We start from the raw sequence: 19,315 nt of genomic DNA on the forward strand, positions 1-19,315 counted from the left end.
CATGTTTCCTTCGATCAAGAAGACCCGTACGCCGGTGTCCGCGACGGACAAGATGCGGGAACGGCGCCGCGGGTTCCGTCCGGCCGTGCTCGTCTCGGCCGCCGTCGGCATGGCGCTGGCGCTGACCGGCTGCGCGCAGGTCGACACCACCTCGCCGAGCAGCGCGCGCAAGGAGGCGGCGCAGGGGGCGCCCGCGAGTTTCGGCGGCGTCGACTGCCGCACGGCCAAGTGCATCGCGCTGACCTTCGACGCGGGCCCCAGCGAGAACTCCCCCCGGCTGCTGGACATCCTGAAGGAGAAGAAGGTCCACGCGACGTTCTTCCTGCTCGGCAAGCGGCACATCGAGAAGTACCCGCGGCTGGTCAAGCGCATGTCGGACGAGGGTCACGAGGTGGCGAGCCACACCTGGGACCACAAGATCCTCACGGACATATCCGACGACCAGGTGCGCGACGAGTTGCGGCGGCCGAACGACGCGATCAAGCGGATCACCGGGCGCAAGCCCACCCTGATGCGCCCGCCGCAGGGCCGTACGGACGCCAACATCCATGAGATCTGCAAGGAGCTGGGGCTCGCGGAGGTCCTGTGGAGCGTCACCGCCAAGGACTACGCGACGACCGACTCGGCGCTCATCACCAAGCGCGTCCTCGACCAGGCCGACCGGGACGGGATCATCCTGCTGCACGACCTCTACTCCGGCACCGTGCCCGCCGTACCGGGCATCATCGACGCCCTCAAGAAGCGCGGGTACACCTTCGTGACGGTCCCCCAGCTCCTCGCCCCCGGCAGGGCCGAGCCGGGCAAGGTCTACCGGCCCTGAGCGCCGCGGGACTGGGCCGACCGGGTGAGCCGGTGCCGACCTCCGGGGTACGCGGGGGTCATTGCCTACGATCGGCACGTGCCGACCTTCTCCCTCACCCGGACCGTGCCGCTCCCGCTGGACGAGGCATGGCGCCGGATCACCGAGTGGCCCCGCCACACGATCACCGTGCCGCTGACCGGGATCAGGGTGCTCACTCCCGGCCCGACCGGGGTGGGCACCCGTTTCACGGCGCGTACGGGCATCGGGCCGCTCGCCGTGGACGACACCATGGAGGTGACCGTCTGGCGCCCGCCCGTGGGTGACGGGGGCGGGGTGTGCCGGCTGGAGAAGCGGGGCCGGGTGATCCTCGGCTGGGCGCGGATCGAGGTCGTGCCGGGTCCCGGGGGCCGCAGCCGGGTGGTGTGGCAGGAGGAGCTGCGGGTGCGCTTCCTGCCCCGGGCGTTCGACGTCGTGGTCGCGCGCATGGCCCGTGTCGTCTTCGGACGCGGGTTGAACCGGCTGCTCAGGCGGGCGTGAGCGCAGTCAGCTCCGCTTGTCGTGCCTCACCTTGCTCCGGACGGGGTTCAGTCCTTGCGGCCCGTCGCCGCCACCGTCACGCCCAGGCCGATCATCGCCAGGCCGCCGACGCCGCCGACCGCGGACAGCCGGCGGGGCGAGCGGGCGAACCAGTCGCGGGCGGCGGAGGCGACCAGGCCCCAGACGCTGTCCGAGACCAGCGCGATGACGTTGAAGACCAGGCCGAGCAGCAGCATCTGGACGGGCACATGCCCCTGGGCGCGGTCCACGAACTGGGGCAGTACGGCGGCGAAGAACACCATCGTCTTGGGGTTCGCCACCCCGACCGCGAAGCCCTCGCCGAGGGTGCGCAGACCGCCCCGCTCCGGGGGCTCGGCGCGAGTGAACGCGGCCCGCAGCGAACCGCGTTGCCGCCATGCCTTGACACCCAGATAGACCAGGTAGGCGGCGCCCGCGAGCTTGAGCGCGGTGAAGAGCAGGACCGAGCGTTCCACCACCGGTCCGATGCCGAGGGCCACGGCGGCGACGAGGACGTACGCGCCCAGGGTGTTCCCGGCGACCGTGGTCAGCGCGGCCCGGCGGCCGTGCGCGAGGGCCCGCCCGACGACGAAGAGCACGCTCGGGCCGGGTATCACGATCAGCAGCAGGGCCAGCGCCGAGAAGGCGAGCAGCCGGTCGAGGGAGACCATGCCCTCATGGAACACAGGGCCCGGGGCGGGCGGCAATCGCTTTTCCCGGGGGCGGGACCGCTTGAGGCTCAGGCCACCGAGTCGATTCGGGTTGCGACGGTCCGGTCATGGTGGATCGGGGTGTGGCCGCCGGTCAGGGTGGTGCCGGTGCCGCCGTGGCGGGTGGCGACGATCTCGGCGGCGATCGACAGGGCTGTCTCCTCAGGCGTACGGGCGCCGAGGTCGAGGCCGATCGGGGACCGCAGCCGGGACAACTCCCGCTCGGTGAGGCCGACTTCGCGCAGGCGGCGGGCGCGGTCGAGGTGGGTGCGGCGGGAGCCCATCGCGCCGACGTAGGCGACCGGGAGGCGCAGCGCCACCTTCAGCAGCGGTACGTCGAACTTGGCGTCATGGGTGAGGACGCACAGGACGGTACGGCCGTCGGTCCCGGTGCGTTCCAGGTAGGCGTGGGGCCACTCGACCACGATCTCGTCGGCCTCCGGGAAGCGGGTGCGGGTGGCGAAGACCGGGCGGGCGTCGCACACGGTGACGTGGTAGCCGAGGAACTTGCCGACCCGCACCAGGGCGGCGGCGAAGTCGATCGCACCGAAGACGATCATCCGGGGCGGGGGCACCGAGGACTCCACCAGGACGGTGACCGGCGCCCCGCAGCGCGCGCCCCGGGCGCCGGTCTCCAGGGTGCCGGTGCGGCCCGCGTCCAGGAGGGCGCGGGCCTCGGCGGCGACGGTGCGGTCCAGTTCGGGGTGGGCGCCGTACCCGCCGTCGTACGAGCCGTCGGGCCGCACCAGCAGGGCGCGGCCGGGGAGGCCGGCCGGGCCCTCCACGATCCGGGCGAGCGCCGCCGCCTCCCCGCGCGCGGCGGCGGCCAGCGTGGCCGCGATCACCGGCCGGGCGGGGTCCTGCGCCCGGACCGGTGTGACCAGGATGTCGATGACGCCGCCGCAGGTCAGGCCGACCGCGAAGGCGTCCTCGTCGCTGTATCCGAAGCGTTCGAGGACGGTCTCGCCGTCCTTCAGCGCCTGCCGGCACAGCTCGTACACCGCGCCCTCCACACAACCGCCGGAGACCGAGCCGATGGCGGTGCCGTCGGCATCGACCGCGAGCGCGGCGCCGGGCTGCCGGGGCGCGCTGCCGCCGACCGCCACGACGGTGGCGACCGCGAAGTCACGCCCCTGGCCGACCCAACGGTTCAACTCCTCGGCGATGTCCAGCATCTGTCGGTCTCCTCAAAGGGTGGTTGCCGGTGAAGGGCGTGGCGCTAGTGGACGCCGAGCCAGCTCTCTACGGGGTGCAGCGCGAAGTACACGAGGAAGATCACCGTCAGCCCCCACATGAACGCGCCGATCTCCCGCGCCCTGCCCTGGGCCACCTTGATCGCCGTGTACGAGATGACGCCCGCGGCGACGCCCGTGGTGATCGTGTACGTGAACGGCATCAGGACGACGGTCAGGAAGACCGGGATCGCGGTGGCCCGGTCGCCCCAGTCCACGTGCCGCGCGTTCATCAGCATCATCGCGCCGATGACCACCAGCGCCGCGGAGGCCACCTCCTGCGGGACGATCGCGGTCACCGGGGTGAAGAACAGACAGGCCGCGAACAGCAGTCCGGTCACCGCGGACGCGAGCCCGGTGCGGGCGCCCTCGCCGACGCCGGTCGCCGACTCGATGAAGACGGTCTGGCCCGAGCCGCCGGTCAGACCGCCGATCGCACCGCCCGCGCCGTCGATGAACAGCGCCTTGGACAGCCCCGGCATCCGCCCCTTGTCGTCGGCAAGCCCGGCCTCCGTGCCGACGCCGATGATGGTGGCCATCGCGTCGAAGAACCCGGCGAGCACCAGGGTGAAGACGATCACCGCGACGGTCATCCCGCCGACCTTGTCCCAGCCGCCGAAGCCGATGTGCCCGAAGAGCGAGAAGTCCGGCATCGAGACGGCGCCGCCGTGCAGTTCGGGCGCGCCGGACGCCCACTGGCGGGGGTCGATGACGCCGAGCCCGTTGAGGACCGCGGCGACGACCGTGCCGGAGACGATGCCGATGAGGATGGCGCCGGGGACGTTGCGGGCCTGGAGCATGAAGATCAGCAGCAGGGTGCCGGCGAAGAGCAGCACCGGCCAGCCGGTGAGCTGGCCGGCGGGGCCGAGGCTCAGCGGGGTGCCCTTGCCCTGGTGCACGAAGCCGGACTTGTAGAAGCCGATGAGGGCGATGAACAGGCCGATGCCCATGGTGATGCCGTGCTTGAGCGCGAGCGGGATCGCGTTCATGATCATCTCGCGCAGGCCGGTGACGACCAGCAGCATGATGACGACGCCGTAGAGCACGCACATGCCCATCGCCTGCGGCCAGGTCATGTTGGGCACGACCTGCGCGGACAGTACCCCGGAGACCGAGAGGCCGGCGGCGAGCGCGAGGGGCACCTTGCCGACGAAGCCCATCAGCAGCGTGGTGAGGGCCGCGGCGAACGCGGTCGCGGTGATCAGGGCCTTCTGGCCGAGGGTGTCGCCCTGGACGTCCTTGCCGGACAGGATCAGGGGGTTGAGGAGGAGGATGTAGGCCATCGCCATGAAGGTGGTGACCCCGCCGCGCACCTCACGCGCGACGGTGGATCCTCTCCGGGATATGTGGAAGTACCGGTCGAGCCAGGACCGGCCGGCCGGGACGCGGCTGCCGTCGCCGGCGTCCTCGGCCGTGGTCCTGGGCTCCACTGATGGATGGGTCATGGTGCCGTCTCCCAAGGTTCACAGGGGCACCCGTTCACTCCGTTGAGTTGAGCGGGATTTGGGATGTGCACGTAACCCGGGGGACGGCCCGGTGTGGCACGTATGGGGGGTGGGGCCGGGGTGAGCGGTTGCCCGGCGTCGGGGTGCCGCTGCGCCCACCCGTGCCGCCTGGGGTCCCCCCCAGGCCCTTGAGACTCTGGGGGAGGCACGATTGCCCGCGGCGGGGGGGGGCGGCAGCGGAGGCGTTACGCCGTGCCCGTCAGATGCTCCGGACGTACCGGCGTCCGGTTCAGCTCCAGGCCCGTCGCGTTGCGGATCGCCGCGAGGACAGCCGGGGTCGAGGACAGGGTCGGGGCCTCGCCGATGCCGCGCAGCCCGTAGGGGGCGTGCTCGTCGGCGAGTTCGAGGACGTCGACCGGGATGGTCGGCGTGTCGAGGATGGTCGGGATCAGGTAGTCCGTGAAGGAGGGGTTCCTGACCTTCGCGGTCTTCGGGTCCACGATGATCTCCTCCATCACCGCGACGCCCAGGCCCTGCGTGGTGCCGCCCTGGATCTGGCCGACGACGGAGAGCGGGTTGAGCGCCTTGCCGACGTCCTGGGCGCAGGCCAGTTCGATGACCTTGACGAGGCCGAGTTCGGTGTCGACCTCGACCACGGCGCGGTGCGCGGCGAAGGAGTACTGGACATGGCCGTTGCCCTGCCCGGTGCGCAGGTCGAAGGCCTCGGTCGGCCGGTGCCGCCACTCCTCCTCCAGCTCCACCGCCTCGTCCTCCAGGACGTCCACCAGGTCGGCGAGCACCTCGCCGCCGTCGGTGACGACCTTGCCGCCCTCCAGCAGCAGTTCCGCGGTGGCCCAGGCGGGGTGGTAGGAGCCGAACTTGCGCCGGCCGATGTCCAGGACCCGTTCGCGGACCAGCTCGCAGGCGTTCTTGACGGCGCCGCCGGTGACGTACGTCTGCCGGGAGGCGGAGGTCGAACCCGCCGAGCCCACCTGGGTGTCGGCGGGATGGATGGTGACCTGGGCGACGCCGAGCTCGCTGCGGGCGATCTGGGCGTGCACGGTGACACCGCCCTGGCCGACCTCCGCCATCGCGGTGTGCACGGTGGCGACGGGCTCGCCCGCGATCACCTCCATGCGCACCCGGGCGGTGGAGTAGTCGTCGAAGCCCTCGGAGAAGCCGACGTTCTTGATGCCGACCGCGTAGCCGATCCCGCGTACGACGCCCTCGCCGTGCGTGGTGTTGGACAGGCCGCCGGGCAGCTGCCGTACGTCGGCGCCCTCGCTGGACTCCCACTGGCGCTCGGGCGGCAGCGGCATCGCCTTGACGCGGCGCAGCAGTTCGGCGACCGGCGCCGGGGAGTCGACCGGCTGGCCGGTGGGCATGATCGTGCCCTGCTCCATGGCGTTGCGCTGCCTGAACTCCACCGGGTCCAGGCCCAGTTCCTTCGCCAGCTTGTCCATCTGGGCCTCGTAGGCGAAGCACGCCTGGACCGCGCCGAAGCCGCGCATCGCGCCGCAGGGCGGGTTGTTGGTGTAGAGCGCGATGGCCTCGATGTCGACGTCGTCCACGACGTACGGCCCGATGCTCAGCGAGGAGGCGTTGCCGACCACGGCCGGGGAGGCGGAGGCGTAGGCGCCGCCGTCCAGGACGATCCGGCACCTGACATGGGTCAGCTTGCCGTCGCGGGTGGCGCCGTGCTCGTAGTACAGCTTGGCCGGGTGGCGGTGGACGTGCCCGAAGAAGGACTCGAACCGGTTGTAGACGATCTTGACGGGCTTGCCGGTGCGCAGCGCCAGCAGGCAGGCGTGGATCTGCATGGACAGGTCCTCGCGGCCGCCGAACGCGCCGCCGACGCCGGACAGCGTCATCCGCACCTTGCGCTCGGGCAGTCCGAGCACGGGCGCGATCTGGCGCAGGTCGGAGTGCAGCCACTGGGTGGCGATGTAGAGGTGGACGCCGCCGTCCTCCTCGGGCACCGCGAGCCCGGACTCGGGGCCGAGGAACGCCTGGTCCTGCATGCCGAAGGTGTACTCGCCCTTGACGATCACATCGGCGCGGGCGGCGGCCGCGGCCGCGTCGCCGCGCACGATCGGCTGGCGGTGCACGATGTTCGGGTGGTCGACATGCCCGATGTGGTGGTCGTCGCGGTGCTCGTGGACGAGGACGGCGTCCGGGCCGAGGGCCGACTTCTCGTCGGTGATCACGGGGAGTTCGCGGTACTCCACCTTGATCTTGGCGGCGGCCCGGCGGGCGGTCTCCGGATGGTCGGCGGCGACGATCGCGACCGGCTCCCCGTGGTGTCGCACCTTGCCGTGCGCGAGGACCGGGGTGTCCTGGATCTCCAGTCCGTAGTGCTTCACCTCGGTGGGCAGGTCGTCGTACGTCATGACGGCGTACACACCCGGCAGGGCGAGGGCCTCGGCGGTGTCGATGGAGACGATCTCGGCGTGCGCGACGGTGGAGCGCAGGATCTGGCCCCACAGCATGTCCTCGTGCCACATGTCCGAGGAGTAGGCGAACTCGCCGGTGACCTTGAGGGTGCCGTCGGGGCGCAGCGTGGACTCGCCGATGCCGCCCTTGGTGCCCGAGCCCTGGGTGATCTTGGTGGGAACTCCGTTGGCCGGCATGTCAGACCCCCTCGGACTGGCGGGCGGCGGCCAGCCGGACCGCGTCCATGATCTTCTCGTAGCCCGTGCAGCGGCACAGGTTGCCCGACAGGGCCTCGCGGATGTCGGCGTCGGACGGGTTCGGGTTGTGCTCCAGGAGTTCGTCGGAGGCGACGAGCAGGCCCGGGGTGCAGAAGCCGCACTGGACGGCGCCGGCGTCGATGAACGCCTGCTGGATCGGGGCGAGTTCGATGCCCTCGCCGGCCTGGGAGTCGGTGCCGCCCTTGGCCGCCCAGCCCTTGGCGGCGTCCAGGGGGACGCCCTCGGAGCCGCCGCGGGAGCGCTGCCGCGCGTGGTCGGCCAGGCCCTCGACGGTCACCACGTCCCGGCCCTCGGCCTGTCCGGCCGCGACCAGACAGGAACACACCGGCACGCCGTCGAGGCGTACCGTGCAGGAGCCGCACTCGCCCTGTTCGCAGGCGTTCTTGGAGCCGGGCAGGCCGAGCCGCTCGCGCAGCACGTAGAGCAGGGACTCGCCCTCCCAGACGTCGTCGGCCTCCTGCGGGCGTCCGTTGACGGTGAAGTTGACGCGCATCACGCAGCTCCCTCGGTGTGGCGGGCGCCGCGGTACGACTCCCAGGTCCAGGTCAGGGTCCGGCGGGCCATCACGCCGACCGCGTGCCTGCGGTAGCTCGCGGTGCCCCGGACGTCGTCGATCGGGTTGCAGGCGGCGGCGCACAGGTCCGCGAACTGCTTGGCGACGGAGGGGGTGATGATCTTCCCGTTGTCCCAGAAGCCGCCCTCCGCGAGCGCCGCGTCCAGGAACTCCTCGGCGGCCTTGGCGCGCACCGGTGTGGGCGCGGCCGAGCCGATGCCGGTGCGCACGGTGCGGGTCTCGGGGTGCAGGGCGAGACCGAAGGCGCACACGGCGATGACCATGGCGTTGCGGGTGCCGACCTTGGAGTACTGCTGGGGGCCGTCCGCCTTCTTCACATGGACGGCGCGGATCAGCTCGTCGGGCTTGAGCGCGTTGCGCTTGACGCCGGTGTAGAAGTCGTCGATCGGGATCATCCGGGTGCCGCGCGCCGCCGACGCCACCTCGACCTCGGCGCCCGCGGCGAGGAGGGCGGGGTGGGCGTCGCCGGCGGGCGAGGCCGTGCCGAGGTTGCCGCCGACGCCGCCGCGGTTGCGGATCTGCGGGGAGGCGACCGTGTGCGAGGCGAGCGCGAGGCCCGGCAACTCGGCACGGAGCTGTTCCATGATCGTGCTGTAGGGCACGGAGGCACCCAGCCGCACGGAGTCCTCGCCGGTCTCCCATTCGTAGAGATCGCCGACGCGGTTGAGGTCGAGGAGGTACTCGGGCCTGCGGTGGTCGAAGTTGATCTCGACCATCACATCGGTGCCACCCGCGATCGGCACAGCGGTGGGATGCTCGGCCTTCGCGGCGAGCGCCTCCTCCCAGCTGGCGGGGCGAAGGAAGTCCATGACCGGCTCTCTTCTTCGTCTTGGGTTCTGCGGATTTGAGCCAATCCGTGTGCGGCGGGCCCGGCTCGTTCCTGTCGTGTTGACGTGGAGTGGAGTCAGTACACCGCCGTGTACTCCGACGGGGTCAGTCACTGAAACCATGAAGGAGTTCGCTGGCCAGGGGAAGCATCTTGTAGATTCGTATGAACGGAGGCCATCGGTAACCTCTCCGTTTTCCCGGGGAAACGGTCACTCCCCCGTCACCCTCCGAAGATCCATCGTAGGTTTCGAGACACAGAAACGGCGGCAACTGAGATGCGGCTGCGCGCACTGCTGGACACCGACGCGCTGGGCCTGCTGCTGCTCGGCGGCGAGGACGAGCTGGACCGCTCGGTGCGCGGTGTGATGACGACCGACCTGCGGGACCCGAGCCGCTACCTCGCCGGCGGGGAGCTGGTGCTGACGGGCCTGGCCTGGCGGCGCGACGCGGCGGACTCCGAGCCCTTCGTACGCCTGCTGGTGCAGGCCGGGGTGGCCGCCCTCGCGGCGGGCACGGCCGAGCTGGGCGGGGTGCCGGAGGACCTGATCGCGGCCTGCGCCAAGCACCGGCTGCCACTGCTCGCGGTGGACGAGTCGGTGGCCTTCGCGACGGTCACCGAGCATGTCGTACGACAGGTGTCGGGCGAGCGCGCCGGGGACCTGGCCGCCGTGGTGGACCGGCACCGCCGGATGATGACCTCGGGCCCGGCCGGCGGCGGCCCCGATGTGGTGCTCGATCTGCTCGGCACCGACCTCGACCTGCGCGCCTGGGTGCTCTCCCCCACCGGCCGGCTGATCGCCGGCTCCAAGGTCGCGGGCCCCGACCTGCCCGCCGGGACCTGCGCCCGGCTCGCCGCCGAGCAGCTGGCCGCCACCCGCACCGGCCGGCGCGGCCCGCACCGGGTCCAGCTGGACGGTACGACGTACTCGCTCTTCCCGATCCGCTCCTCGGGGCGTACCCCGGGCGCCGCGCGCGATGTGCGCGAGACGGTCCTGTCGGACTGGCTGCTGGCCGTGGAGGCGGACGCGAGCGACTGGGACGGGCAGCGGATGGATCTGCTCCAGGGCGTCACCCAGCTGATCGCCGTGGAGCGCGACCGCCGGGAGGCGGCCCGTACGGTACGGCGCCGGCTCGCCCAGGAGGTCCTGGAGCTGGTGCAGACCGGTGCCGCGCCCGCGGAGATCGCGGCCCGGCTGCGGGTGGCCGCGCCGGTGCTGCTGCCCGGTCTCGGCGCGGCCCCGCACTGGCAGGTCGTGGTGGCCAGGGTGGAGTGGGACGGCGGGGAGATCGAGGGCGGGCCGGTGGCCCAGGCGCTCCTGGAGGAGGTGCTGGTCGACCCGTCGGCGACCGGTCCGGAGCCGGCCGACCGGATCGCCGTGGCGCACACCGGGGACGAGGCGGTGGCGCTGGTGCCGCTGCCCGCCGTACCGGCCGTCGCCGCGGACCGGGAGGGCGCGGAGACCGGGCTGCTGGCCGACGCGCTGCTCCAGGTGGTGCGCGAGCCGCTGTCGGCGGGTCTGGACGGCGACGGGCGGCTCACGCTCGGCGTCAGCGCGGCCGTGCACTCCGCGGAGGGCCTGCGCGGCGCCCTGGAGGAGGCACGGCACGCCCGCCGGGTGGCGGCGGCCCGGCCGGGCCGGGTCTGCGCGGCCGGGCACCAGGAGCTGGCCAGCCATGTGCTGCTGCTCCCGTTCGTGCCGGACGATGTGCGCCGCGCCTTCACGGCCCGGCTGCTCGACCCGCTGACGGACTACGACCGCCGGCACCGCGCGGAGCTGATACCGACCCTGGAGGCGTTCCTCGACTGCGACGGCTCCTGGACCCGCTGCGCCACCCGGCTGCACCTGCACGTCAACACGCTGCGCTACCGCGTCGGGCGGATCGAGCAGTTGACGGGACGGGATCTTTCGCGTCTGGAGGACAAGCTCGATTTCTTCCTGGCGCTGCGGATGAGCTGAGCCGGACGGGGCGAAGCGGACGAACCGCGTCCGCGCCACGCCCCCACGACTTTGTGAAATCTTTCACCCACCCCCTTGGCCAGGTGTGGCGATCGGTGCTGGAATGCCGCCACCACTCAACAGCCCGATGGTGTGCCTGGGGAGGTCAACGTGGCGTATACCGCCATGTCTGGGAACGGAACGACCGCCGGTGACGATCCTCTCCAGACCGCGGTATGGCGGTTGCGCTCGCGGGCCTGCTGGGCCGACGCCGCGGCCCTGCTGCCACCGGACACGCCGGGCGCGGCGCTGCAACGGGCGATGCTGCTCGTGGAGCGCTGCCTGTACACCGAGGGCGGCTGGGCGGACGCGGAGGACGCGCTGCGTACGGCGGAGGCGCTCGCGCACACCGACGAGGAGCGGGGCGCGGCCGCCTGCGAGCGCGGGCAGCTCGCGTACGCCGCGACGCTGCACGGCATCCGGGACCGGGTGGACGAGGCGCGGGCCGCGCTGGGGCGGGCGGCGGCCCTGATCCCGCCGGGGGCCGCGGGGCGGGCGCTGCTGGACTTCCGGCGGGGGCTGCTCGCGGAGAACCTGTCCCGCTCCCCGCAGGCGGCGCGCGCCGCGTACCGCCGGGCGCACGCGGGCGCGACCGCGCATACCGATCCGCTGCTGCTGTCGTTCACCTGGCGCCATCTGGCCGGACTCGCCCTGCGGGACGGGGAGTTGGCTGAGGCGCGACACGGGTTCGCCGAGTCCCTGCGGATCCGGGAGGAGCTGGGCTACCTCGTGGGTACGGCGCCCGCGCTGGTGTCCCTGGCGGACACGGAGGACGAACCGGCGGCGACCCGGCTGCGCGACGAGGCGCGGCGGCTGTTCCGCCTCCTGGGGGGCGTGCCGACGTGGCTGGCGGCGCAGCTCGCGCCCCCGGCGGCGGGGCCGGCCACGGCGTGAGCGGGGGGGGCGTGCGGGGCGCGGGAGCCGTGGGGGCGTGCTCAGAGGGAACTGAGAGACGGCTGTGCCAGTGTGACGCGCCCCGAGACCCCCCACCCCAGGAGCGCGTCGCATGACCCTCATCAACGGGCTTCCGGCCCATGTCCTGCTCGTCCATGTCGTCGTGGTGCTGGTCCCGCTGACCGCCCTCGCGCTGGTCGCCGCGGCGATATGGCCGCGGGCCGCGCGCCGGCTCGGCGTCCTGCTGCCCGCGCTCGGCCTCGTGTCCCTGGTCAGCGTGCCGCTCACGACGAGCGCCGGTGAATGGCTTGAGCGGCATGTCGACTCCGACCCGCTGGTGCGCCGGCACACCGAGCTGGGCGACGGGCTGCTGCCGTGGGTGCTGGGGCTGTTCGTGCTGGCCGTGGTGGTGTGGTGGGCGGGCCGCGGGTCGCGCCGCGAGGAGGGCGGCGGCGCGCGCTGGTCGGCGCTGCCGGTGCGGATCGTCCTCGGGCTGCTGTCCGTGGTCATCGCGTTGGGCGCGGTGGTGGATGTGTACCGGATCGGCGACTCGGGCGCGAAGGCGGCGTGGCACGACGGGTTCTCGAAGTCGGCGCACGGCGAGCACGGCGCCGACGGTTCCTGAGGCGCTCTTCAGGGGCGCGGGGAACCACGCGGCAAGCCACGCCGGACCCGCGCCCTGACACGACCCCCGCGACCGTCGCGGCTCCGCTCAGGCCGCGCCCGCGAAGTGCTCCGCCACCAGCTCCCGCACCACGTCGAGATCCCGGTCCACCAGCGCCTCCAGCAGCGAGACATGTTCCGCCGCGTCCGCGACGAGATCCGCGCGGGCGTGCCGGACGGGGCCGCCGACCAGCGGCCACTGGGCGCGGCGATGGAGGTCGCAGGCGATCCGGACCAGTTCCTCGTTGCCGGAGAAGGCCAGCATGGCGCGGTGGAAGGCGCGGTCGGACTCGGCGTACGTCGCGGGGCAGCCGGACGCCGCCGCCCGGACCGTGTCCTGTGCGAGCGGCCGCAGCTCGGCCCAGCGCGCGGCCGGGACCGTACGAGCCAGCCGCAGCATCACCGGGACCTCCAGCAGCTCCCGCACCTCCGTCAGCTCGGCCAGCTCCCGCGCGCCCCGCTCGATGACCCGGAACCCGCGGTTGGGCACCACCTCGACGGCGCCCTCCAGGGCCAGCTGCTGCATCGCCTCCCGCACGGGCGTCGCCGAGACCCCGAAGCGGTCCCCGAGGACCGGCGCCGAGTACACCTCGCCCGGCTTCAGCTCGCCCGCGACCAGTGCCGTGCGCAGCGCCTGAAGGATCTGCCCGCGCACCGAGGCCCGCTGTATCACGGGCCGCTCGCCCTCGGGCCCGCGCGGGCCCGGAACCAGTCCCTCACTGTGCGTGTACGCCGCCGCGGAGCCCTGCGCGCCCTGCCTCACGGGGTCCTCCTGGCGGCTTGTCGGTACTTGGGGTCATTAACGACGGGTTGTCGGTTGTTCGTCAAGCACCCTAGACGTACCGAGCGGTACGTCAAACTCGGTCGAGGTCGACCGACCTCGACCGAGAGGCGATCAGGGGGCGCTCGGGGGGCGATCGGAGCCCCGCGGTCCACTAAGATCAACTCGAATCGGGCCGCCCCGCACGGACAGGTGATTCACAACTTCCTCACCCGTCGCAGGAACTTTCCGTTGAACCATCCGTACGGGTAGTCTTATTCGAACTCAACTCCCGCCCCTCATGCGGCAGTTCGAGCAGATCGCCGTCCCCGGGCATCCCCTCGCACCCTCTTGGCGGCCTCTTGCCGCGAAACACCCTGAGGGCCGCCCGGAGTGGGTCAATATGGCGGGCGTTACGCCCTATCCCAATGCAAGGGACCCCTGATGAGACTGACCGACATATCGCTGAACTGGCTGCTTCCGGGCGCCGTACTGCTCCTGGGCATGGTGGCGGCGGTAGCGGTGCTCGCGCGCGGAAAGCGCTCCTCCGGGGAGAACGCGAGTGCGGACGACTCCTGGGAGCGCAGCGAGGAGCGCCGCCGGCGCAAGGAGGCCATCTACGGCACCGCCTCCTACGTGCTGCTGTTCTGCTGTGCGGCGGTGGCGGCCGCGCTGTCCTTCCACGGCCTCGTCGGCTTCGGCGAGCAGAACCTGGGGCTGACCGACGGCTGGCAGTACCTGGTGCCGTTCGGCCTCGACGGCGCGGCCATGTTCTGCTCCGTCCTCGCGGTGCGCGAGGCCAGCCACGGTGACGCGGCCCTCGGCTCGCGCATCCTCGTCTGGATGTTCGCCGCGGCCGCGGCCTGGTTCAACTGGGTGCACGCGCCGCGCGGTGTCGACCACGCGGGCGCCCCGCAGTTCTTCTCCGGCATGTCCCTGTCGGCGGCCGTCCTGTTCGACCGCGCGCTGAAGCAGACCCGCCGGGCCGCGCTGCGCGAGCAGGGCCTGGTGCCGCGCCCGCTGCCGCAGATCCGCATCGTGCGCTGGCTGCGCGCCCCCCGCGAGACCTACAGGGCGTGGTCGCTGATGCTCCTGGAGGGCGTGCGCAGCCTGGACGAGGCGGTCGAGGAGGTCCGCGAGGACAACCGGCAGAAGGAGCAGTCGCGCCAGCGCAGGCGCGAGCAGCAGCGGATGGAGCGCGCCCAGCTCAAGGCCATCAGCCGGGGCCACGGCCGGTTCGTGAACCGGGTCGGCGGCCGGCAGGTCGAGGTGCAGGCGGTGGAGCGCGGCTCCTCGGGCGCCACCACCGCGGAGCCTGCCATAGCGACCGCGGAACAGCTGCCGGTGCCCTCCCGTCCCTCCCTCCAGCCGGTCCGCAAAGGGTCTGAGCCGGTGACCGTCGATCTCACCGCCGAGGACGACACCATGGCCCTGCCCCGCCTGGACTCCCTGGAGCGCAAGCTCAAGGAGATGGAGCAGCAGTTCGGCTAGGAGTGACCGGAGTTCATGGGCCGGGGGTGTGATCGTACGGGTCGCACCCCCGGCCCATGTCCGTACCAGGCCCCCGGCCGTCGCCGCTCACGCCGCCTCGGCGCCCAGTTCGAACCAGACCGACTTGCCGACCCCGTGCGGCCGTACGCCCCAGGCGTCCGCGAGGGACTCCACCAGGACCATGCCCCGGCCGTGCGTGTCGTCGTCCGGGTCCGGGGTGCGCACCTGGGGTCTTCGGGGCACGAAGTCCCGTACCTCCACCCGGAGTCCGCCGGGCACCACCTCCGCGGTGAGGACGGCGTCGTCGTCGGTGTGCACCAGCGCGTTCGTGACCAGTTCGCTGGTGAGCAGCTCGGCGATCTCCGAGCGTCCGGGCTTGCCCCAGTCGCGCAGCAGCTCGCGCAGCTCCCGGCGGGCCTCGGGCACGGAGCGCAGATCCGCCCGCCCGAGCCTGCGCCACAGCCGCTGCGGCGGCTCCACGACCCGGCCGCGCCCGCCGCGCCGCTCCCGCCCGTCCCGTGCGGAATCGTCGACGGGAAGGCGCACCAGGCGCTCTGGTGGCTCCCCGGTGGTCCGCGCGCGCCCCGGTTCCCCCGCGGTCGCCACCGTGCCCACCGTCTCCCGGACGCCGCCCATAACGTCCCCCGGGGTCTCCCCCATACCGTCCCCCGGTTCCGCGGAGGGGGTCCCGGTGGTCACGGGACCGCCCCCTCGTGCCTGCCTCTTCATGGCCCCCGCCCGCACGCCGCTCGAACCCTGCCCCTCCTGGTCGAACACGTTCACGGGGGATGCTTGCCCAGTGGACCAACGGCCAGTCCTGGCCCCGGCCCGATGACCGGCGGTTCGGCCATCCCCGGGGCCCGTCGCACCCGGGCGCGGGACGGCGGCGGGAGCCCGGCGACCGCCTTCCGGGCGGCCCTCTGACGCCGCTGACGCCCCGTGACGGCCGGACCGCCGCGTCCGGCACAGCGGGTCGGCATGTCGTCACGGGCCGTGAAACTGGCCGAAATCCGCTCCCCGGTCCGGGTGGTGTCAGGGCCGGGGCACGTTGCGCAGATTGGAGCGGGCCATCTGGAGCATGCGCCCGACGCCGCCGTCCAGCACGACCTTGGAGGCGGACAGCGCGAACCCGGTGACCATCTCGGCGCTGATCTTCGGCGGGATGGACAGGGCGTTGGGGTCGGTGACGATGTCCACCAGGGCCGGCCCCTTGTGCCGGAACGCGTCCTTGAGCGCGCCGGCGAGCTGCTTGGGCTTCTCCACCCGCACCCCGTACACCCCGCAGGCGCGGGCCACGGCGGCGAAGTCCGGGTTGACGTTGACGGTGCCGTACGCGGGCAGCCCGGAGACCATCATCTCCAGCTCGATCATGCCGAGCGCGGAGTTGTTGAACAGCACCACCTTGACCGGAAGATCGTGCTGCACCAGCGTCAGGAAGTCGCCCATCAGCATGGTGAATCCACCGTCGCCCGACATCGACACCACCTGCCGGCGCCGGTCGGTGAACTGCGCGCCGATCGCCATGGGCAGCGCGTTGGCCATCGAGCCGTGCGAGAACGAACCGATGATCCTGCGGCGGCCGTTGGGCGAGATGTAGCGCGCCGCCCAGACGTTGCACATACCGGTGTCCACCGTGAACACCGCGTCGTCGGCGGCGACCTCGTCCAGTACGGCGGCCACGTACTCGGGATGGATCGGGACGTGCCGGTCGACCTTCCTGGTGTACGCCTTGACCACGCCCTCCAGCGCGTCGGCGTGCTTCTTCAGCATCCGGTCCAGGAAGCGCCGGCTGGTCTTCTCCTTGATCCGCGGGATGAGACAGCGCAGCGTCTCGCGTACGTCGCCCCACACGGCGAGGTCGAGCCGGGAGCGCCGGCCGAGCACCTCGGGCCGTACGTCGATCTGGGCGATCTGCACATCGTCGGGCAGGAAGGCGTTGTACGGGAAGTCGGTGCCGAGCATGATCAGCAGATCGCACTCATGGGTGGCCTCGTAGGCGGCGCCGTAACCGAGCAGTCCACTCATGCCGACGTCGTACGGGTTGTCGTACTGGATGAACTCCTTTCCGCGCAGGGCGTGTCCCACCGGGGACTTGACCTTCTCGGCGAACTCCATGACCTCCGCGTGCGCCCCGGCCGTGCCGCTGCCGCAGAACAGCGTGACCTTGCCGGCCTTGTCGATCATCTCCACGAGGGCGTCGATCTCGGCGTCGCCGGGGCGGACGGTGGGCCGGGAGGTGACCAGGGCGCTCTGCGGGGCCTTCTCCGGGGCGGGTTCGGCGGCGATGTCGCCGGGCAGCGAGACCACGCTGACGCCGCTCTGGCCGACCGCGTGCTGGATGGCGGTCTGGAGCAGCCGGGGCATCTGCTTGGGGCTGGAGATCAGTTCGCTGTAGTGGCTGCACTCCTGGAAGAGCCGGTCGGGGTGGGTCTCCTGGAAGTATCCGAGGCCGATCTCGCTGGAGGGGATGTGGGAGGCGAGGGCGAGCACCGGGGCCATGGAGCGGTGGGCGTCGTACAGGCCGTTGATGAGGTGCAGATTGCCGGGGCCGCAGGAGCCGGCGCAGGCGGCCAGCTTCCCGGTGATCTGGGCCTCGGCACCGGCCGCGAAGGCGGCGGTCTCCTCATGGCGGACATGCACCCAGTCGATGTGGGAGTGGCGGCGGACGGCGTCCACGACCGGGTTCAGGCTGTCGCCGACGACGCCGTAGAGGCGGCGCACGCCGGCGCGGACGAGGATGTCGACGAACTGTTCGGCTACGTTCTGCTTGGCCATGTTCTCTCGTCTGCCCCTTCCGGGGTCCGGGATCGGTGCGTGGTGCCCCGGTTCCATGGAGGCATACGAGGAGCGGTTACGCCTCCCACAGGGCCGCGGCCGTACGGTCGTCGGCGTAGCCCTTGACCCGCACCCGGGCGTCGGCGAGGAACGCGGCGAGGCCGGGCGGGCGGCGGCCGGACCAGCGCCGGGACAGATAGGCGCTCAGGGCGGGCTCACCGCGCAGCGGCTCTGCCAGGCCCGGGGTGCACATCAGCAGCGCATCACCCGGGCGGGCTAGCGAGACCTGGAAGCGGAAGGGGTCGCGGGCGGGCGGGGGCGGCGGCTCGGGCAGCTGTTCGTAAGGGCCCTGGGGGACGCCGAGGTCGAGGGTGAGGCGGTCGTCGTCCTCCTCGGCGGGCTCGGGTGTCCCGGGCGGCTCGGGGGGCGCGGGTTCCGTGGCGCGCGGTTCGATGTCCCGCCAGCTGCCGTCCCGCAGCTGGAAGAGGCCGCCGTCGCCGACGCCGAAGAAGACGCGGGTACGGCAGTGCGGGTCGGCGGGCAGCAGCAGACAGCGCAGGGTGGCCGTGTACTCCTCCGGCCGTGCGCCCCGTTCGAGGGCGCTCGCGCGGAGCCGGCCGAGGCTCCGGTCGGTGAGCCGGTGCAGGCCCGCCTTCAGATCGGCGCGCCGGGTGGCCCGGATGTCCTCGGCGAGCCGCTGGTGGCTGCGGCCCACCGCCCGGCCGATCCAGCGGCACGCCTCGGCCGCCGCGAGGTGCGCCTCGGGGGTGGCGCGGGCGCCGGTGGCCATCGCGACGAGCACCAGCGCGTGGTCGCCGGTGCCGAAGCGCGCGGTCAGCAGTGCGTCCCGGCGCGGCTCGCCCCGGTAGCGCGCCGAGTCCCCGCGCAGCGACACCGACCGCAGGGTCCAGGTCCCGTACCGGGCCCCGTCCAGGACGGTGTCCGCCACCAGCTCCCCCAGCTCCTCCGGCTCGGCGTGGGGCAGGGCGGTGGGCTCGGGGTCGTAGGTGGGCGGCCCGGACCCCAGGAAGTCAAGGGCCGAGGCGGGCTCGGGAACGGACGGGGGCTCGGAGGCCGAACGCCGCGCGGGGAGATCGGGCCGGGCCGACTGGACGGGGAGGACATGGAGGGTGGGGAGGTCGGTGGGGTCTTGGGTGTCGGGCGGGGCGGGGAGATCGAGGGGGCTCGGAGCGCAGGGCGAGGCCGGGAGGTCGGTGGGATCCGGGGCAACGGACTTTCCCGGTACGTCGGTTGGGGCGGTCGTACCGGCCGGGGCCGGATCGCCGGGCGAACCCGGAACGTCGCCCCACGGCGGGGCATCGGCCGGCGACACGGCGTCGGAGGGTCTCCGGACGCCGGTGGGAGCCGCGCCACCGGACGGCTCCGGAGCGTCGGAGGCCGTGACCGGGACTTCCCCCCAGGACGAACCGTCGACCGGGGCTCCGACGTCAGACGGTCGCCGGACACCGGACAAGGCAGCACCATCGGACGGAGCCGGATCGTCGGACAGGAACGAAACATCACGCGAGCCCGAAGCGCCGGCCCGAGACGGCACATCCGACTCCGAGGCATCCGACCCCGAGGCATCCGACTCCGATGCCGAACCATCAGACGGCAGCCGGACATCAGGCGGGGTCGTGGCCGAATCGTCGGGCGGCGGGGCCTGGGTGTCGCTCTGGCCCGGTCTCTCCCGCACCGTGTTCCGGGCCGAGGTGAAGCGGTCGTCCAGGGAGTCGGGCGCGGTCGTCGGGCCCGTGTCCCCGGTGGCGTCGTCGTACAGCTGACCCCACCAGTCGTCCTCGGGACGGGCGGTGGGCCTTCCCCCCTGCTGGCTCATGCCCTGATTGTCACCACGCGGGCGCGCGGAAAACGGGGCAT

17 protein-coding genes are annotated in these 19,315 nt (G+C 72.6%); 7 read left to right on the forward strand and 10 right to left on the reverse strand.

Annotation, left to right across the window (positions count from 1 at the left end; all coding sequences use genetic code 11):
- The first annotated feature begins 52 nt into the window (after positions 1–52).
- A complete protein-coding gene (locus tag HEP81_RS09085; protein ID WP_037657988.1) occupies positions 53–820 on the forward strand; it encodes a polysaccharide deacetylase family protein in 768 nt (255 codons plus the stop codon).
- Positions 821–898: 78 nt separating this feature from the next.
- Complete coding sequence (locus HEP81_RS09090) at positions 899–1,339, forward strand: SRPBCC family protein (RefSeq protein WP_037657917.1); 441 nt, start codon at positions 899–901, stop codon at positions 1,337–1,339.
- A gap of 47 nt (positions 1,340–1,386) precedes the next feature.
- Here HEP81_RS09090 and HEP81_RS09095 read toward each other — a convergent pair whose 3' ends face one another.
- The 6 genes from HEP81_RS09095 to HEP81_RS09120 form a co-directional block, all read right to left on the reverse strand.
- Positions 1,387–2,028, reverse strand: coding sequence for a LysE family translocator (locus HEP81_RS09095; RefSeq protein WP_037657918.1), 642 nt, complete (start codon positions 2,026–2,028; stop codon positions 1,387–1,389).
- A gap of 68 nt (positions 2,029–2,096) precedes the next feature.
- Positions 2,097–3,242 carry an XdhC family protein gene (locus HEP81_RS09100; RefSeq protein ID WP_037657919.1) on the reverse strand — a complete coding sequence of 382 codons (1,146 nt, stop codon included), beginning with the start codon at positions 3,240–3,242 and terminating at the stop codon, positions 2,097–2,099.
- A gap of 44 nt (positions 3,243–3,286) precedes the next feature.
- Positions 3,287–4,744: an NCS2 family permease gene (locus HEP81_RS09105; protein WP_037657989.1), complete on the reverse strand. Its 1,458-nt coding sequence runs from the start codon at positions 4,742–4,744 to the stop codon at positions 3,287–3,289.
- 245 nt (positions 4,745–4,989) lie between these two features.
- A complete protein-coding gene (locus HEP81_RS09110; protein WP_037657921.1) occupies positions 4,990–7,374 on the reverse strand; it encodes a xanthine dehydrogenase family protein molybdopterin-binding subunit in 2,385 nt (794 codons plus the stop codon).
- A 1-nt stretch (position 7,375) separates the two neighbouring features.
- Complete coding sequence (locus HEP81_RS09115; RefSeq protein WP_037657923.1) at positions 7,376–7,948, reverse strand: (2Fe-2S)-binding protein; 573 nt, start codon at positions 7,946–7,948, stop codon at positions 7,376–7,378.
- On the reverse strand, positions 7,948–8,838 hold the full coding sequence (locus HEP81_RS09120) for an FAD binding domain-containing protein (protein ID WP_037657924.1): 891 nt from the start codon (positions 8,836–8,838) through the stop codon (positions 7,948–7,950). Before HEP81_RS09120 ends, HEP81_RS09115 begins: the two co-directional genes overlap by 1 nt.
- Positions 8,839–9,132: 294 nt before the next feature.
- Between HEP81_RS09120 and HEP81_RS09125 the strand changes: the two genes are divergently transcribed.
- The 3 genes from HEP81_RS09125 (at position 9,133) to HEP81_RS09135 (ending at position 12,373) form a co-directional block, all read left to right on the forward strand.
- Entirely contained in the window at positions 9,133–10,815 is a 1,683-nt protein-coding gene (locus HEP81_RS09125) for a PucR family transcriptional regulator (protein WP_037657925.1), read from the forward strand.
- A 165-nt stretch (positions 10,816–10,980) separates the two neighbouring features.
- A complete protein-coding gene (locus tag HEP81_RS09130; protein ID WP_037657927.1) occupies positions 10,981–11,748 on the forward strand; it encodes a hypothetical protein in 768 nt (255 codons plus the stop codon).
- Between the two features lie 112 nt (positions 11,749–11,860).
- Complete coding sequence (locus tag HEP81_RS09135) at positions 11,861–12,373, forward strand: DUF2231 domain-containing protein (RefSeq protein WP_037657929.1); 513 nt, start codon at positions 11,861–11,863, stop codon at positions 12,371–12,373.
- 87 nt (positions 12,374–12,460) lie between these two features.
- Here the strand turns inward: HEP81_RS09135 and HEP81_RS09140 are convergent, their stop codons facing one another.
- Positions 12,461–13,174: a GntR family transcriptional regulator gene (locus HEP81_RS09140; protein ID WP_037657931.1), complete on the reverse strand. Its 714-nt coding sequence runs from the start codon at positions 13,172–13,174 to the stop codon at positions 12,461–12,463.
- 441 nt (positions 13,175–13,615) lie between these two features.
- Between HEP81_RS09140 and HEP81_RS09145 the strand changes: the two genes are divergently transcribed.
- The gene (locus tag HEP81_RS09145; protein ID WP_037657933.1) at positions 13,616–14,662 is read left to right on the forward strand and encodes a DUF2637 domain-containing protein; all 1,047 of its coding nucleotides are present in this window, start codon (positions 13,616–13,618) and stop codon (positions 14,660–14,662) included.
- An 87-nt stretch (positions 14,663–14,749) separates the two neighbouring features.
- Here HEP81_RS09145 and HEP81_RS09150 read toward each other — a convergent pair whose 3' ends face one another.
- The 3 genes from HEP81_RS09150 to HEP81_RS09160 all read right to left on the reverse strand — a co-directional run bounded on the left by HEP81_RS09150 (position 14,750) and on the right by HEP81_RS09160 (position 18,770).
- Positions 14,750–15,298, reverse strand: coding sequence for an ATP-binding protein (locus HEP81_RS09150; RefSeq protein ID WP_078967478.1), 549 nt, complete (start codon positions 15,296–15,298; stop codon positions 14,750–14,752).
- Positions 15,299–15,694: 396 nt separating this feature from the next.
- Complete coding sequence (locus HEP81_RS09155) at positions 15,695–17,437, reverse strand: pyruvate dehydrogenase (RefSeq protein ID WP_037657935.1); 1,743 nt, start codon at positions 17,435–17,437, stop codon at positions 15,695–15,697.
- Positions 17,438–17,513: 76 nt separating this feature from the next.
- On the reverse strand, positions 17,514–18,770 hold the full coding sequence (locus HEP81_RS09160; RefSeq protein ID WP_106979967.1) for a protein phosphatase 2C domain-containing protein: 1,257 nt from the start codon (positions 18,768–18,770) through the stop codon (positions 17,514–17,516).
- Positions 18,771–19,074: 304 nt separating this feature from the next.
- Here HEP81_RS09160 and HEP81_RS41420 point away from each other — a divergent pair, with 304 nt between their 5' ends.
- Positions 19,075–19,221, forward strand: coding sequence for a hypothetical protein (locus HEP81_RS41420; RefSeq protein ID WP_167739856.1), 147 nt, complete (start codon positions 19,075–19,077; stop codon positions 19,219–19,221).
- Positions 19,222–19,315 lie beyond the last annotated feature (94 nt).

Source organism: Streptomyces griseofuscus, assembly GCF_014673495.1.
In the GTDB taxonomy this organism is placed as follows: Bacteria; Actinomycetota; Actinomycetes; order Streptomycetales; family Streptomycetaceae; genus Streptomyces; species Streptomyces murinus.

Excerpts from the sequence above, each read along its gene's own strand:
- HEP81_RS09085 (WP_037657988.1), top strand. The coding sequence starts at position 53 with ATGCGGGAACGGCGCCGCGGGTTCCGTCCGGCCGTGCTCGTCTCGGCC.
- HEP81_RS09095 (WP_037657918.1), bottom strand. The coding sequence starts at position 2,028 with ATGGTCTCCCTCGACCGGCTGCTCGCCTTCTCGGCGCTGGCCCTGCTG.
- HEP81_RS09100 (WP_037657919.1), bottom strand. The coding sequence starts at position 3,242 with ATGCTGGACATCGCCGAGGAGTTGAACCGTTGGGTCGGCCAGGGGCGT.
- HEP81_RS09105 (WP_037657989.1), bottom strand. The coding sequence starts at position 4,744 with ATGACCCATCCATCAGTGGAGCCCAGGACCACGGCCGAGGACGCCGGC.
- HEP81_RS09110 (WP_037657921.1), bottom strand. The coding sequence starts at position 7,374 with ATGCCGGCCAACGGAGTTCCCACCAAGATCACCCAGGGCTCGGGCACC.
- HEP81_RS09115 (WP_037657923.1), bottom strand. The coding sequence starts at position 7,948 with ATGCGCGTCAACTTCACCGTCAACGGACGCCCGCAGGAGGCCGACGAC.
- HEP81_RS09120 (WP_037657924.1), bottom strand. The coding sequence starts at position 8,838 with ATGGACTTCCTTCGCCCCGCCAGCTGGGAGGAGGCGCTCGCCGCGAAG.
- HEP81_RS09125 (WP_037657925.1), top strand. The coding sequence starts at position 9,133 with ATGCGGCTGCGCGCACTGCTGGACACCGACGCGCTGGGCCTGCTGCTG.
- HEP81_RS09130 (WP_037657927.1), top strand. The coding sequence starts at position 10,981 with ATGTCTGGGAACGGAACGACCGCCGGTGACGATCCTCTCCAGACCGCG.
- HEP81_RS09135 (WP_037657929.1), top strand. The coding sequence starts at position 11,861 with ATGACCCTCATCAACGGGCTTCCGGCCCATGTCCTGCTCGTCCATGTC.
- HEP81_RS09145 (WP_037657933.1), top strand. The coding sequence starts at position 13,616 with ATGAGACTGACCGACATATCGCTGAACTGGCTGCTTCCGGGCGCCGTA.
- HEP81_RS09150 (WP_078967478.1), bottom strand. The coding sequence starts at position 15,298 with ATGGGCGGCGTCCGGGAGACGGTGGGCACGGTGGCGACCGCGGGGGAA.
- HEP81_RS09155 (WP_037657935.1), bottom strand. The coding sequence starts at position 17,437 with ATGGCCAAGCAGAACGTAGCCGAACAGTTCGTCGACATCCTCGTCCGC.